We start from the raw sequence: 13,473 nt of genomic DNA, 5'->3' as shown, positions 1-13,473 counted from the left end.
TACTATAAAATAGTAATTTTAAAATAAAAATAAATTTAAAAAAGGATGGATTCATTAAATGAGAATGTTATTTTTCAACATGTTTTTCAGTCTTCATTAGAAGGTATTTTGGTAATTGATAATAATGGAAATATCATTAAAACAAATCCTGCCAGTGAGCAACTTTTCGGTTACAATAAAAATGAATTAATTCAAAAAAAAGTAGACAGTCTTATTCCTAAAATATTAAAAAAAACTAAGTATATAGAACAGCATTTAAATTTATGGGGAATAAAAAAAGATGGTTCACAATTTCCTTTAGAACTAAATTTAAACTCAATTGAAATTGAAAAAAAACAAGTTTTAATTGCCTTTATAATTAATGTTTCAGAACGAATATCTGCAAAACAAGCTCTGGTAGTTAGTGAAAACCGAATGGAAGAAGCGCAGAGTCTTGCACATGTAGGAAACTGGTATTGGAATATACAAACCAATGAAAAAAATTGGTCTAATGAATTTTATAGAATTTTTGGACTTCTACCAGGAGATGAAAGGCTTAACGTAAAATCCATCCTCGATTTTATTCATCCAGAAGACCGAGAAAGCACAATAAAAACTGTAAACACCGCCATTAAAAATCAAACACTTTACCAACACGAAAATAGGATTTTAAGACTAGATGGTACCATAAGACATATTATTGCCAAAGGCAAAGTAACCTACAATAAAAACAAAAAACCGATAGAAGTATTAGGAACTATACAAGATATTACAGAACAAAAAAAAATAGAACAAGAGCTTAAACAAAGTGAGAAAAAAAACAAGGATATATTACAAGCAATTCCAGATTTAATAGTTGTTTTTAACAAACAAGGAGTTTATTTGGATATTCAAGTAAACAATCCAATAAGAAATCAAAAACTTAGTAATAAAGCCATTGGTAAAAATGTGTTAGATGTTTTACCTAAAGATGTTAGTACTAAAATAATTGCATCTTTTTCTCGTATTGAAAAAACAAAGGAACCTCAAATTATAGAATACTCAATTCCTGTTATGGATACTTTGAGATATTATGAAACACGAATTATAGCAAAAGATACTGGAAATTTCTTGGCAATAGTACGTGATATTACAAAAAGAAAAAAAGCAGAAAAAAATATTAAAGAAAACGAGCAAAGACTTATGCTTACCTTAGAGGCTGGTGAGTTTGGCTCTTGGGATTGGAATTTATTAACAAATAAAATTGTTAGAGATAAATACCAAAATTCGTTATTTGGTTTAACGGATGAAGACTGTAGTGCAACTTACCAAACGTTTTTAAGCAAGGTTCATTCTAAAGATAGAAATAAGGTTGAAACATCAATTTCTAAGGCAATAAAAAACACAAGTAATTATTCTATAGATTATAGAATAACTCTTCCAGACACTTCCATAAAATGGCTACACGAAAAAGGAAAAGTATTTAAAAATACCAAAGGAGAAGCTGTAAGAATAATTGGTGTAACTAATAATATTACAAATCAGAAAAAAGCTGCAAAAAAATTAAAAAAGAGTAAAAATAAATTACGCACTCAAGCTATTGAATTAGAAGAAAAAGTAACTGAAAGAACCAAAGAACTCACTGCAACTGTTCAAAAATTAATTGCATCTAATTTAAGTCTAGAAGATCAAATATTAATAACTGAAGAAGCTGAAAATAAAGTTTTATCTAGTAAGGTATTACTATCAAGCATTGCGCAAAATTTCCCTAAGGGTTTTGTAGTTGTTGTTAACCAAAATATGAATGTTGTTTTTATTGAAGGTGAAGAAATAGAAGAATTAGGTTTTAGCAACCTAGCAAACTTAAATACTAATATTCAAGATATAAAAGGGATTCCGGATAATGAAAATGAAAAAATTGTAGCAAATATTAAAAATACATTTAACGGTGAACATTGCTCTTTTGAAATAAATTTTCAAAAGAGATCTTACCTTATAAATACCATGCCTTTATCAAATAATGAAGATAATATAGATCAGGTACTGTTAGTGCTTAATAATATTTCTAAACAAAAACAGGTAGAATTAGAAATCTTAAATACCTTAACAAAGGAACGTGAATTAAGCGAATTAAAATCTCGTTTCATTTCAATGGCGTCACACGAATTTAGAACACCTTTAAGTGCTATTTTGTCTTCTGCTATTTTAATTGAAAAACAAAATGAACCTGGTAAAGAAGAAAAAAGGATAAATTATGTATCAAAAATCAGATCTAATGTTAAAAATTTGGTGGTAATTTTAAATGATTTCTTATCATTAAGTAAACTGCAAGAAGGTAATATAATTGCTCAACCAACAACATTTAATCTTGTTGAATTTACCAAGTCTTTAATTGAAGAAATTGATGGAATCAAAAAAAATGGTCAAATTATTAAATTGCTTTGTAAGTATAAAAAAATTGAAGTGTTTTTAGATTCAAAATTACTAAAACATATTATTCATAACTTAATATCCAATGCTATAAAATATTCAGAAGAAAACAAAGAAGTAACTATTAAAATAGAAATAAAAAACCAGCTTGTAGGCATAGAAATAAAAGACCAAGGAATAGGAATCCCAATAGAAGATCAAAGTAATATGTTTCAAAAATTTTATAGAGCAGACAATGCTTCAAATATTCAAGGAACTGGTTTAGGTTTAAATATTGTAAAGCAATATACAGAGTTAATAGGTGGTACAATTAGCTTTAAGAGTAAGTTAAATGAGGGTTCTACATTTTATATTGAGTTTCCTTTAAATGAAAAAAAAGATGAAAAAAATATTATTAATTGAAGATAATCAAGATGTAAGAGAAAATACAGCAGATATTCTTGAACTGGAAAATTACGATGTTGTTACTGCAGAAAACGGTAAAATAGGAGTTAAAATGGCTTTAGAATATATTCCTGATATTATTCTTTGCGATATAATGATGCCTGAATTAGACGGTTATAGTGTGTTTGAAAGTTTAAGCAAAAATTCAAAAACAGCAAGTATTCCTTTTATTTTTCTTACTGCCAAAACAGAAAAAACAGATGTTAGAAAAGGTATGAACCTTGGAGCAGATGACTATTTAACCAAACCTTTTGATGAGAATGAATTATTAGAAGCGATAGAATGTAGAATTAATAAAAATGATTTTTTAAAAAAAGAATTTTCTAAAAATATTGAAGGTATAAATGATTTCCTTAATGAAGCCTCTGAATACCTTAAACTAGAGGAGCTTTCTAAAGATCGTAGTCTTGATATGTATAAAATTAAAGAAGAAATTTTTACAGAAGGAAGTCCCGCACATCAGTTATTTTTTATTCAAAGTGGAAATGTTAAAACATATAGAACCACAGAAACAGGAAAAGAATTGGTGACAGGCATTTATGGCCCCGGAGATTTTATAGGGCAGCTTTCCCTTCTTAGTAATAAAGGCATTCATGTAGAAACTGCCAGTGTTTTAGAAAATGCAGAGATTTGTGCTATTCCAAAGGCCGATTTTACAAAATTGTTATTTGGAAATAAAGAAATATCTAATAAATTTATTGGTATAATATCTAATAATGTAATTGAACTACAAGAGCATTTAGTTGATATGGCATTTGCAACAGTAAGACAAAAAACTGCAAAAGCACTTTTAGAATTAGATGAAAAAGGAATGATTAAAAATGAAGATCATGATGGAATTAATATTCCTCGTGAAGATTTTGCAGGACTTATTGGAACAGCAACAGAAACTGCTATTAGAATGTTAACAGAATTTAAAAATGAAGGGTTAATTAGAATAGAAACAAACAGAAAACTGGTTTTATTAAAAAAAGAACTCCTTAAACATATTGCCGAATTTGGTTAGTAACATAAAAAGAAAAAGGAATTTTATTATAATAATAAAATTCCCCTTTTTTCATCTAAATCTTTTAACTAAATTATTCATTACAAAAGTTAATAATTGCTCTTGCAACGCTCTTTTAATTTCATTTTTAATATTAATAGCGTTGAAATTCATTTTAGAGCTTTTTAAAGTTAATTTTATACGTTCTTTATAAATCTGTCTTTCCAAACTTAAAATTTTTAACTGATTATCTATTTCGTCAAACGAATTGTAGTTATTTGGCATCATCTTTAATAAAATAATATTTAGAAAATTTTCTCAATAATGGTCCATTAAATTTATCTCTTAAAAAATAAACAAGTATTAAAATCAAAACATGAAATAACCCTACAATTAAAAAACCATAAAACGTGTTGTCTAAAACTTGAGCTAATCTAAAAGCAGCCGCAAATGATAATATTAGTAAAGACATACACACTAAAGCTCCTAAAATTAACATTTTAGTAATGTAAGTAACGCCTAACATAAGTACTTTAAAACTTTTAAGTTTTATATATTCTTCACTACTTTTTATATAGCCATGAATATTAACATCTGTCTCTAGTACGTTTTCTTTTAATTTCTCAAAAGCCATAATTATTTTTTTAGAGGCTGTCTGTTTTTAAGCTCTTCTAACTTTCTTTCTAAGCTAGAAATTATATCTTCAGCTTTGCCACTCATATTAGAAATAGTATCATCTAGTTTTTGTTCAAATTCTACTTTTTTTTCATTTACAGATTTTGTTAGGTCTTCTTTAGCTTTTGAAACTCGCTCAGAAATATCGTGCTGAGTTTCTTCCGCTTTTCTTTTAATTTTTTTTCTAGTTTTTGACCCCTTATCAGGTGCATACAAAATTCCAATCCCTGCTCCTATTACTGCTCCAGTTAATAAAGCTAATAGTGTGTTTTCAGTATTCTTTGCCATAATTCTAATTTTAACGATTAATTTTATACTTCAAAATTAAATCATCAACAGCTAATTTAGAATGACCTAGGTCAGTTTAAAAAAAAAATAATAAGTTTATAAAAACAATAGGATTGAGATAGATCATTCTAGTTTTATGTAGTCTCTTGTAAATTTGTAACTCAATGGGAAACTATTATAGTACTATTATAAAATTATGACAAAATCTAAAATTCAAGAGACAAAGCAACAAAGACGAATTTTTTTAAAAACATTTACAAAATACAACCAAATTGAAGATGCTATAAAAATTCTTAAAGAGAATTATTACGAGGATCACTTACAGGTTACTATTATAGGAGAATTTTCAAAAAAAAATAAGCTTGAAGCAATAAAAACACAATTGAAAGGCTTATTTAACTCACCTTTAAACTTTGGTATTATTACTAACTCAGAAATTGGAACTGTTTTTATTATTGGCTCTTTTACATCAATGTTTTTACAAGAAATTAATGGTAAAAAAATAGGATCAATGTCTATGGGACCAAATAGTATTTTATGCGGACTCGGAATTGTTCAAGAAAAAGTAACAACGTGTTTAAAGGCATTAAAAAACGGAAAATATTTGTTAATAATAAGAGGGTTCAACAATAAATTAAATAAGCTAGAAGATAGTTTAATACAATTATCATATAAGAAACAATTAATAAATAATTAATAAATAATTCTTAATTAATAGGCTCATCCAGCTTGTCTTAAGCAGTTATTAATTAATTTATTATAATTATTCTCCATCGTTATTTAACACTTAGTACAAGCTTAATTACCTAAAATTATTACCTTCTTATTTATAAATTTAATTTTAAATAATAACATTAACTACCATCACAGGTAAGGTTAAATTATTTTCCAATTCCTTTAACAAAGGTCTTGGAAGTTCATTGCCTATATAACTAGATATTTCTTCTGTATAAACAATAAGATTGCTGTGTTGATTTTTAATAAAAAGGTTAATTCCTTTATTAACATTCATACGCTCAAGAGTATGAGAACTAAATTTAAATCCTTTAAAAATAGTTTCTAACAATTTTTTACATTCTAATTGACTATTATTCAAATGATTTTCTTTTTTAATGTGTAAAATATTTATTTCTGAATTGTGTAGTTTTATTATATCAAATATTTCAGAAAAATTGGCTTTATTTAATACTTCTTGATAATTTATAGGAAGCACAATTTTTTTTAATTCACAAAATTTATAATTTCCAGGAATTGCCAAAATTGAACATTCAGTAATATACTCCAAAACATCTAGAGTTGGTATATTTTTATCTTCTTCAATTTCTAAAGTGCTTTTGGCGCCTATAATAAGTAAGTTTATAGCTTTAATTTTAATAGTGTCTTTTAGTGCATATAATAAAGAATTAAATATTGAGATGCTTTTAAAAGTATGTTTTGTGTTTTTAGAATTAGAATTTAAAGTGTCTATTATTTTTTTTAAACCAACTTCTGAAGATTTTTTAGCTTCTTCATAAATTTTATTACCTGGCTCAGGGATTAGCGCTTCAATATCCGAAGCGTTTTTATCTGCATGAAAGGCATTTAAAATATAAAACACACAAGATTGTTGTTCATATAACTTAATGGCATAATCAATAGCATTTTGCGCATTATTAGAAAAATCGCTGTAACATAAAATTCTTTTTTCCATTTTAAAAAGATTAATTATTTTAATGATACTTTTAGTAATAATATAAACAAAAAAGGAAGTCAAAAAACCAAGACTTCCTTTTTATACGTAACTCCAATTATTAAGTTAACTATTAAGCAAACTTTTAATATGTTGCATTTTTAGCTTAAATATGTATAGGCATAATACTACCAAAAATATGGAGTATAATTAACTGGATCATGTTGTTTAAAGTGTTCGTTGGTTTTCTTAGTATATTCTTTAGCTCTCTTTTCCCAATCTTTGTATTCTTTATCAAGTTTTTCTCCTTCTTTTAACAAAGCTTTACTTTTTTCTTTAGCTTTATCTACCATTCTACCTTCTTCTTTTTTCAAACTTTTCAGAACTCTATTAAAATGTCTTTTGGTTCTGTTTGAGGCTATATTATCTGGTTCTTCAAGTACATAAATGTCTGTTGTAGAAAGGTAATTATGTGCAATGCTTATTTCTGCATTTGCAATATTTTCTCTAACATTTTCTGTAGAAACGCTTTTACCATTTTCTAAATCAGCTGTTATTTTATTTAGTTTTTCAATTGAATTAATTAAACTAGTTTTATAAAGACCGCTAATTTCTTTACCTTCCTTTTTAAGATCTTCAATTCCTTTTTTTAAATATGCAACAGCTTCTTTTTCTTTTTGTTGATCTAAAAGGTAAATTGCAGTCATAAATTCTTCATCAGAAGTATTAGGGAGTTTAATTACTGTTTCGTCCTCCACTTTAATTTCAGTATCTTTTTGCTTACAACTAAATAAAGTTACCATTGTTAAAATGGCGACTAATAATATTTTAGATTTCATATCAAATAATTTTAAAATTAACTTTATGGTGAACTTTTAAAACTTCACCTTTCTCATCCATATATACTACTTTCATTTCTTTTCCTTTTTTAATAATAATTTTATATCGCTCTTTGGCTTTTGCTTTAGAAAAGTGTGTCATTTTATACTTGTCTTTTGTTAAATACCATCCTGGGAAAGCTTTATTAATAGTATTTCTAATTTTTGCAGGTAATAAAACATCTTTTAGATATTCAATTGAACTTATTAGCATACCATCCTTATTGTAAGTGGCAATAATTTTATCATTACCTCCTTTTAAAGTTACTTGATAGGTATCATAGTCTTCATCATTATTAATGTCTTGGTTTATGTAAACATCTTCATCAATAATTTCTATTGGGATGGCATAAAAATCCATCATTTCAACATCTCCAAAATCACCATTAATTGCCTCAATAACAGCTACGGGAACATTTTCTTTTTTAAGTTTTGCTTGAAAAAGCACGTCTTGACCATAAGATTGCATTACAAATCCTATAAATAATAGGCCTAAAATAATTTTTTTCATTTTATTAATATTTATTAAATCACTTATGTGATTAATTATATTTTAAATCTAAAATCAATAATTATGAAATTGAATAACCTCAATAAATTTTAGATTTTTTGTTTTAGTTTAGTTTTTCCAACAAATTCTTAACACCTTCAATACTTTTTTTTGATGCCTCAAAATCTCCCCAAGGATCTTCTATTTTTACCAATCTTTTAAATATATTTTTTATGTTCCAAGTTTGTGCATTCAATTTTTTATCATCTAATTCATCCCAAAAAATTGGTGTTGCAACTGGTGCATTTTCAATTGCTCTAACGGAATATGGCGCAACACTTGTTTGTCCATATGAATTTCTTAAAAAATCTATATATAGACGGCCTTCACGTTTTTCTTTACGTATAGCTGTTGTAAACAAATTAGGGTTTTGAGTAGAAATATAATTTGATATCAATTTAGCTAAAGCATGTACTTCATTAAAATCTTCTTGCTGTTTTAAAGAAACAACAACGTGTAATCCTTTAGAACCAGTAGTCATTAAAAAAGCCTTAAAACCTAATTTATTTTCTAAAAGATTTCTTAATACCTTAGCTCCTTCTACCGCTAATTCAAAATTTCCATTTGGAGCATCTAAATCAAAAATAAGCTTATCAGGATACTCAATATTATCAATTGTACTTAAAGAAACATGAAAAGTGACAACATATTGATTCACTAAATAAAGTTGTGTAGCTTTATTATTACAAATCACATGATTTACCCAACCTCCAACTTTTCTAATCTCTTCCGTTTTTACCCATTCAGGAAAATATTTAGATGCATTTTTCTGAAAAAAACCTTCTTTTGAAATCCCTTCTGGAAAACGTTGCATTGTTAATGGACGATTTTTTAAATAAGGAATCATGTAGTCACTTACTTTTTCATAATAGACCATTAAATCATTTTTTGTAACTCCCGAATTAGGAAATAAAACTTTATCCTTTTGTGTAATTTCAAAATTAAGACTCGTAGTTTTCATGTGTTTATTTTTAATGTTTTTTTCGGTCACATGCAGTTCATTATTAATTTATACTTTAAAAACGTATAAAGAAGTTTTTTTAGCTTCTAAAGTTCACTCTAATTTAAGTTTTACCAATATTTGGTTATCAGGCTAACTCCTCAAGTATATATTTCTTAAATATTTAAATCTAATCTTACAATATTTTATTTTAATTAAATATTTATTAAGTAACTCAAAATTATTACAACTAAGAACATTTTAAAATGATACAAATCAGTACAATATCTTTTTATTGACTGATCTAGGTCATTTCATCTCACGTTATATGTTTGCACCTTTACATATAACTTATTTAAGCACCTATATTATGCAAGCAAATGTTTCATATTACCAAAGTAAAAAAGAAGTTAGACTCTTTGTTACCAATACTTTCCCTAATCTTATTCATTTAAAAAAAGAAGGTGACCAAGATTCATTTAATAAATTAGTTTTAAAAATTTTACCATTAATAAGAAAGTATGTGAATGGGCAATTAAATACTGCTATAAAAAAAGGACATTTTTCAAAAGATAAGTATAATGCAAATGACTTTATAAATCAGCTTTTTATTGAAATATATGATAATATTGAAGAAGTTAAAACTAAAAATGATTTTTACCTCTGGTTATTTAAAAAAACAAACGAGTTGTTAGATGATAGAATTGTAGAAGAAGAATTTGATAATTTATTCTTTAAAAATATAGATGATTATTCTAAACCTGAATTGGATGAAATGGAGGAAAAATTCAGTACAGATGGTGGTGGTGATTTATTAATGATTGAAGAGTTAGATGATAAATCTTATAACCATAATGACTATACTTTAAATCACGTTTTTATTGAGGATGATCAAATAGCTTTAGCTGAAAAAATTGATAAACAATTAAGTGCTGAACAAATTCAGAATCATATAGCAATGGTATTACACAATTTACCTTTTGCAATGCGAAATGTTTTTGAATTGTATACAAATGAGCTACTAGATTTAGAAGAAATTGCAAAAATAAGAAATACTACTGTTGAAGAAGTTGATCAACTTTTAAATAATGCTAAAAAAGCAATACAAGTAAGTTTTTTCAACAGATACTTTGTAAATTAAAATCTCTTTATAAATGAACTATAAGGATTATTATAAAACATTAGGTGTTAGTAAAGATGCCACAACAAAAGACATTAAAAAAGCCTACCGAAAACTTGCTGCGAAATACCATCCAGATAAAAATAAAAATGATAAAACCGCAGAGGAAAGGTTTAAGGAATTAAATGAAGCCAACGAAGTGTTAAGCAATAAAGAGAAGAGAGAAAAGTATGATACTCTTGGCTCTAATTGGGATGCTTACCAAAATACAGGTGATGATTGGCGTGATTATGCAAATAGAGCCAATCAAAATAAAAGAGGAGGCAACTCTTATTCCTATCAAGGAGATCCTTCAGATATTTTTGGACAAGGTGCTCAGGGTGGCGATTTTTCAAGTTTTTTTGAAACATTTTTTGGAGCAGGTGGACGTGCCTCAGCAGGCCAACGGTCATCATATTCTGGAGGTGATACCCAAGCAGAAATGCCAATTACACTTTTAGAAGCATATAAAGGAAGTAAACGTACTTTTGAAATACATAATGAAAATTTACGTATTACCATTAAACCAGGTTCTTATGATGGTCAACAATTAAAAATAAAAGGTAAAGGACAAAAAGGTGTTAAAGGTGGTAAAAGAGGTGATTTATATATTATTTTAAGAGTACAACAAGATCCTAGGTTTATAAGAAAATCAGATGATCTTCTGTACAATACTTCAATAGATTTATACACTGCCATTTTGGGAGGTAAATTAGAGGTGCCTACACTAACAGGAACATTAAAAATTACAGTGCCAAAAGGTAATGAAAATGGAAAAACACTAAGACTTAAAGGTAAAGGAATGCCAAAATATGGAAAACATTCTTCTTATGGAGATTTACTTGTTAAACTAAGTGTAACAATGCCAAAAAATCTTTCAAAAGAAGAAGAAGAATTATTTAAAAAACTTCAGGATTTGAGTAAACATAAAGTATAAAGAAAATATAATACCTGGTAATTATGAAAAAGTTTTTAATAGTATTGTTAAATAAGAACAATTATTATCTAAAATTGAGCTAGGTGAAATGGGATTTTCAGATTATTTTTATAGAGAAAAACATCGTGAAATTATTTTAAGAATGAACCTTTTTACTAAAGATTTTAAAACATTTAAAAGAATTGTTTTTGAATATGTAAAAAGCTTATAACAGAAAAATTAATTTTTGATTCATATACTCTAATTAGTGTATCCATCTTTCAACTTAAAATTATAATTATGAAAGGAGATTTTAATAAATTAATAAATGGAGAAAAGCCTGTTCTTATTGATTTTTATGCAGATTGGTGCGGGCCTTGTAAATCGCAGTCACCCATTATAAAACAGGTAGCTCAAGAAATAGACGGCAAGGTTAGAATTATAAAAATAGACATTGATAAAAACCAAGCAATAGCGAGCCGATATAATGTTAGAGGTGTGCCAACATTAGCGCTATTTAAAAAAGGACAGATTGTTTGGCGTAAATCTGGTGTACAAACTAAAGCTCAAATAATGGATATTATAAAACAAAATACATAACCACAATTTATTTTCATTTTAAAACTATAACCTATGGAACTATTGATATACGAACGAAAATACAAAGAAAACGATGTTATTCTTAATTTTACGAATTTTTATTACGCTTTAAACATGAAGCATTTGGCTAGTGATTTATTGGATAAAGGATTGTCTCCTAAACAAATTACTAACGCCATTGAAATGGCAATTAAAATAGCAAATTCTTCAGATATTGATACACAAAAGCATTTTATGCCTGTTTATAGCGGAATTAACCAAGAAATTATTCAAGATTGTAAACTTTCTCATTTAGGATATGGGTTAGTTTTAATGAATGCAGATCCTAGCTTATCCATTGTTGGGAAATTTCAAATAGATGTTCTAAAAGAATATATTCACGAGCGATCTTAAAAAATTGAAAATTCATTAAATTATATATCAATCTCCAAACAAATTGGACAATGATCAGAACCAAAAATATCTGAGTAAATAGTAACGTCTTTAATTTTTCCAATTAAAGATTCACTCACTAAAAAATAATCAATTCTCCAACCTGTATTTCTTTCTCTCGCTTTAAAACGATAACTCCAATAAGTATATACAATATCATTTGGGTGTAAAAAGCGAAAAGAATCTACAAATCCTGCTTTAATAAAATTATCCATTCCATCAATTTCAATTTGCGTATAGCCAGCAGTTTTGTTGTAGTTAGATTTGTCATTCTTTAAATCCATTGAACTATGAGCCACATTAAAATCACCACAAACTATCACAGGCTTGGTATTCTCAAGGTTTTTCAAATACTTTAATAAATCTGCATCCCATTGTTTTCGGTACTCTAAACGGTCTAATTTTTGCCCAGAATTAGGAACATAAACGTTTACTAAATAGAATTTTTTATATTCAGCACATTGTAACCGTCCTTCAGTATCATGTTCAAGAATATGCATATCACTTATAAGTTTCAACGGTTTAGTTTTACTTAAAACTGAAGTTCCAGAATATCCTTTTTTATCTGCCGAATTAAAATACTGTTTATAATTGTTCAAAGGTAACAACGCCTTTTCTACTTCATTATCTTGAGCCTTAGTTTCCTGCAAACACAAAACATCTGGTCTCAATTTATTTATAGTTTCTAAAAAATCTTTTTTAACAATGGCTCTTATACCATTTACATTCCAAGAAATAATTTTCATATATCGTATTTTATTAATTTAATCTACTACTTCCAATTCATTTTCAATTTTAAAAACTCCACGAGATAAATAAGCGGTTTTCTCAGCTTCATTTTTTTCTTTTAAAGAATGTACTTTACCTTTTAATTTCACCACATTTCCCACTATATTAATCGTAATCCCCTCAGCATCTACATCTGCCGAGTGCTTAAACACTTTTGCTATTTCTTCTTTTATATTATAAGGAGGAATAACTTGTTTTATGGTAATAACATTATTTATCCATTTAACACCGGCTATATTCTTTACTGCATGTTTTGCAGCATCTTTCTGAGAAGGCAAATCTACTTCTCCTGAAAGATTAACCCAACCATCACGAACTTCAATCTCAATTTTCTCTTCAGGAATTAACATATTCCATTCAAAAGATTTAACAATAGCTTTGGCAATTTCTTTATCAGTTTTCTGATAATTAGTACCATATTTAACTATAATATCCCCAACTAATGCTTTTACACCTTTTACTCTTTTTGTTGCTTTTTCAGCTTCCACTTTTTTGTGGTAATCATTCACAACGCCAGTAAGCACTACTACTCCATTTTCAACCTCTACTCCTATTTGAGTTTCATCTACATTTGGTTGAAATGCTAATTCTTCTAATACGTTGTATTTAATTTCTAAATCTGATTTCATTATAGTTTATTTTTAATTAAACATTTTATTTTCATATATAAAGTTAGTTAAGAAGAATTTTAACTAAAATGATCTGCATCAGAACTGTATTTAAAGACGCTCTAAGTTATAATAATTTCATAAAAAAATTA

At 27.0% G+C, this 13,473-nt stretch carries 17 protein-coding genes; 8 read left to right on the top strand and 9 right to left on the bottom strand.

Features of this window, described 5'->3' with window-relative positions:
* The first annotated feature begins 45 nt into the window (after positions 1 to 45).
* On the top strand, positions 46 to 2,790 hold the full coding sequence (locus DAD81_RS07795; protein ID WP_111707690.1) for a PAS domain S-box protein: 2,745 nt from the start codon (positions 46 to 48) through the stop codon (positions 2,788 to 2,790).
* Positions 2,768 to 3,838, top strand: coding sequence for a response regulator (locus DAD81_RS07790; protein WP_111707931.1), 1,071 nt, complete (start codon positions 2,768 to 2,770; stop codon positions 3,836 to 3,838). The genes DAD81_RS07795 and DAD81_RS07790 overlap by 23 nt, the downstream gene beginning before the upstream one ends.
* A gap of 51 nt (positions 3,839 to 3,889) precedes the next feature.
* Here the strand turns inward: DAD81_RS07790 and DAD81_RS21240 are convergent, their stop codons facing one another.
* From DAD81_RS21240 to DAD81_RS07775, 3 genes are read right to left on the bottom strand one after another with little or no spacing between them, the layout of a single operon-like run.
* Entirely contained in the window at positions 3,890 to 4,102 is a 213-nt protein-coding gene (locus DAD81_RS21240; RefSeq protein ID WP_111707689.1) for a DUF6327 family protein, read from the bottom strand.
* A complete protein-coding gene (locus DAD81_RS07780) occupies positions 4,092 to 4,451 on the bottom strand; it encodes a hypothetical protein (RefSeq protein WP_111707688.1) in 360 nt (119 codons plus the stop codon). Before DAD81_RS07780 ends, DAD81_RS21240 begins: the two co-directional genes overlap by 11 nt.
* Positions 4,452 to 4,453: 2 nt before the next feature.
* Positions 4,454 to 4,780 carry a YtxH domain-containing protein gene (locus DAD81_RS07775; RefSeq protein ID WP_111707687.1) on the bottom strand — a complete coding sequence of 109 codons (327 nt, stop codon included), beginning with the start codon at positions 4,778 to 4,780 and terminating at the stop codon, positions 4,454 to 4,456.
* A gap of 196 nt (positions 4,781 to 4,976) precedes the next feature.
* Here DAD81_RS07775 and DAD81_RS07770 point away from each other — a divergent pair, with 196 nt between their 5' ends.
* Positions 4,977 to 5,477: a hypothetical protein gene (locus DAD81_RS07770; protein WP_111707686.1), complete on the top strand. Its 501-nt coding sequence runs from the start codon at positions 4,977 to 4,979 to the stop codon at positions 5,475 to 5,477.
* Positions 5,478 to 5,621: 144 nt separating this feature from the next.
* On the opposite strand, the gene DAD81_RS07765 is transcribed toward DAD81_RS07770, so the two are convergent.
* The 4 genes from DAD81_RS07765 to ligD all read right to left on the bottom strand — a co-directional run bounded on the left by DAD81_RS07765 (position 5,622) and on the right by ligD (position 8,838).
* Complete coding sequence (locus tag DAD81_RS07765; protein ID WP_111707685.1) at positions 5,622 to 6,470, bottom strand: adenine nucleotide alpha hydrolase family protein; 849 nt, start codon at positions 6,468 to 6,470, stop codon at positions 5,622 to 5,624.
* A gap of 167 nt (positions 6,471 to 6,637) precedes the next feature.
* Entirely contained in the window at positions 6,638 to 7,288 is a 651-nt protein-coding gene (locus tag DAD81_RS07760; RefSeq protein WP_111707684.1) for a hypothetical protein, read from the bottom strand.
* Position 7,289: 1 nt separating this feature from the next.
* Positions 7,290 to 7,838 carry a hypothetical protein gene (locus DAD81_RS07755; protein WP_111707683.1) on the bottom strand — a complete coding sequence of 183 codons (549 nt, stop codon included), beginning with the start codon at positions 7,836 to 7,838 and terminating at the stop codon, positions 7,290 to 7,292.
* 103 nt (positions 7,839 to 7,941) lie between these two features.
* Positions 7,942 to 8,838, bottom strand: a complete 897-nt coding sequence (gene ligD / locus DAD81_RS07750) for a non-homologous end-joining DNA ligase (protein WP_157961100.1) — start codon at positions 8,836 to 8,838, stop codon at positions 7,942 to 7,944.
* Positions 8,839 to 9,145: 307 nt separating this feature from the next.
* Between ligD and DAD81_RS07745 the strand changes: the two genes are divergently transcribed.
* The 5 genes from DAD81_RS07745 to DAD81_RS07730 all read left to right on the top strand — a co-directional run bounded on the left by DAD81_RS07745 (position 9,146) and on the right by DAD81_RS07730 (position 11,885).
* A complete protein-coding gene (locus tag DAD81_RS07745; RefSeq protein ID WP_111707681.1) occupies positions 9,146 to 9,958 on the top strand; it encodes a sigma-70 family RNA polymerase sigma factor in 813 nt (270 codons plus the stop codon).
* A gap of 13 nt (positions 9,959 to 9,971) precedes the next feature.
* The gene (locus DAD81_RS07740) at positions 9,972 to 10,913 is read left to right on the top strand and encodes a DnaJ C-terminal domain-containing protein (protein WP_111707680.1); all 942 of its coding nucleotides are present in this window, start codon (positions 9,972 to 9,974) and stop codon (positions 10,911 to 10,913) included.
* 88 nt (positions 10,914 to 11,001) lie between these two features.
* The gene (locus tag DAD81_RS21135) at positions 11,002 to 11,124 is read left to right on the top strand and encodes a hypothetical protein (RefSeq protein ID WP_262511272.1); all 123 of its coding nucleotides are present in this window, start codon (positions 11,002 to 11,004) and stop codon (positions 11,122 to 11,124) included.
* A gap of 68 nt (positions 11,125 to 11,192) precedes the next feature.
* Positions 11,193 to 11,492: a thioredoxin gene (gene trxA, locus DAD81_RS07735; protein ID WP_111707679.1), complete on the top strand. Its 300-nt coding sequence runs from the start codon at positions 11,193 to 11,195 to the stop codon at positions 11,490 to 11,492.
* Between the two features lie 33 nt (positions 11,493 to 11,525).
* Positions 11,526 to 11,885, top strand: coding sequence for a hypothetical protein (locus DAD81_RS07730; RefSeq protein ID WP_111707678.1), 360 nt, complete (start codon positions 11,526 to 11,528; stop codon positions 11,883 to 11,885).
* 20 nt (positions 11,886 to 11,905) lie between these two features.
* Here the strand turns inward: DAD81_RS07730 and DAD81_RS07725 are convergent, their stop codons facing one another.
* Complete coding sequence (locus tag DAD81_RS07725; protein ID WP_111707677.1) at positions 11,906 to 12,670, bottom strand: exodeoxyribonuclease III; 765 nt, start codon at positions 12,668 to 12,670, stop codon at positions 11,906 to 11,908.
* 18 nt (positions 12,671 to 12,688) lie between these two features.
* Positions 12,689 to 13,342 (bottom strand): BON domain-containing protein, encoded by a 654-nt coding sequence (locus DAD81_RS07720; protein WP_111707676.1) that lies wholly within the window; start codon positions 13,340 to 13,342, stop codon positions 12,689 to 12,691.
* Positions 13,343 to 13,473 lie beyond the last annotated feature (131 nt).

This window comes from Lutibacter citreus (assembly GCF_003260195.1).
Classification (GTDB): Bacteria; Bacteroidota; Bacteroidia; order Flavobacteriales; family Flavobacteriaceae; genus Lutibacter; species Lutibacter citreus.
Note: the sequence above shows the minus strand (reverse complement) of the source record. Positions and strands in the feature narration are given on the sequence as shown.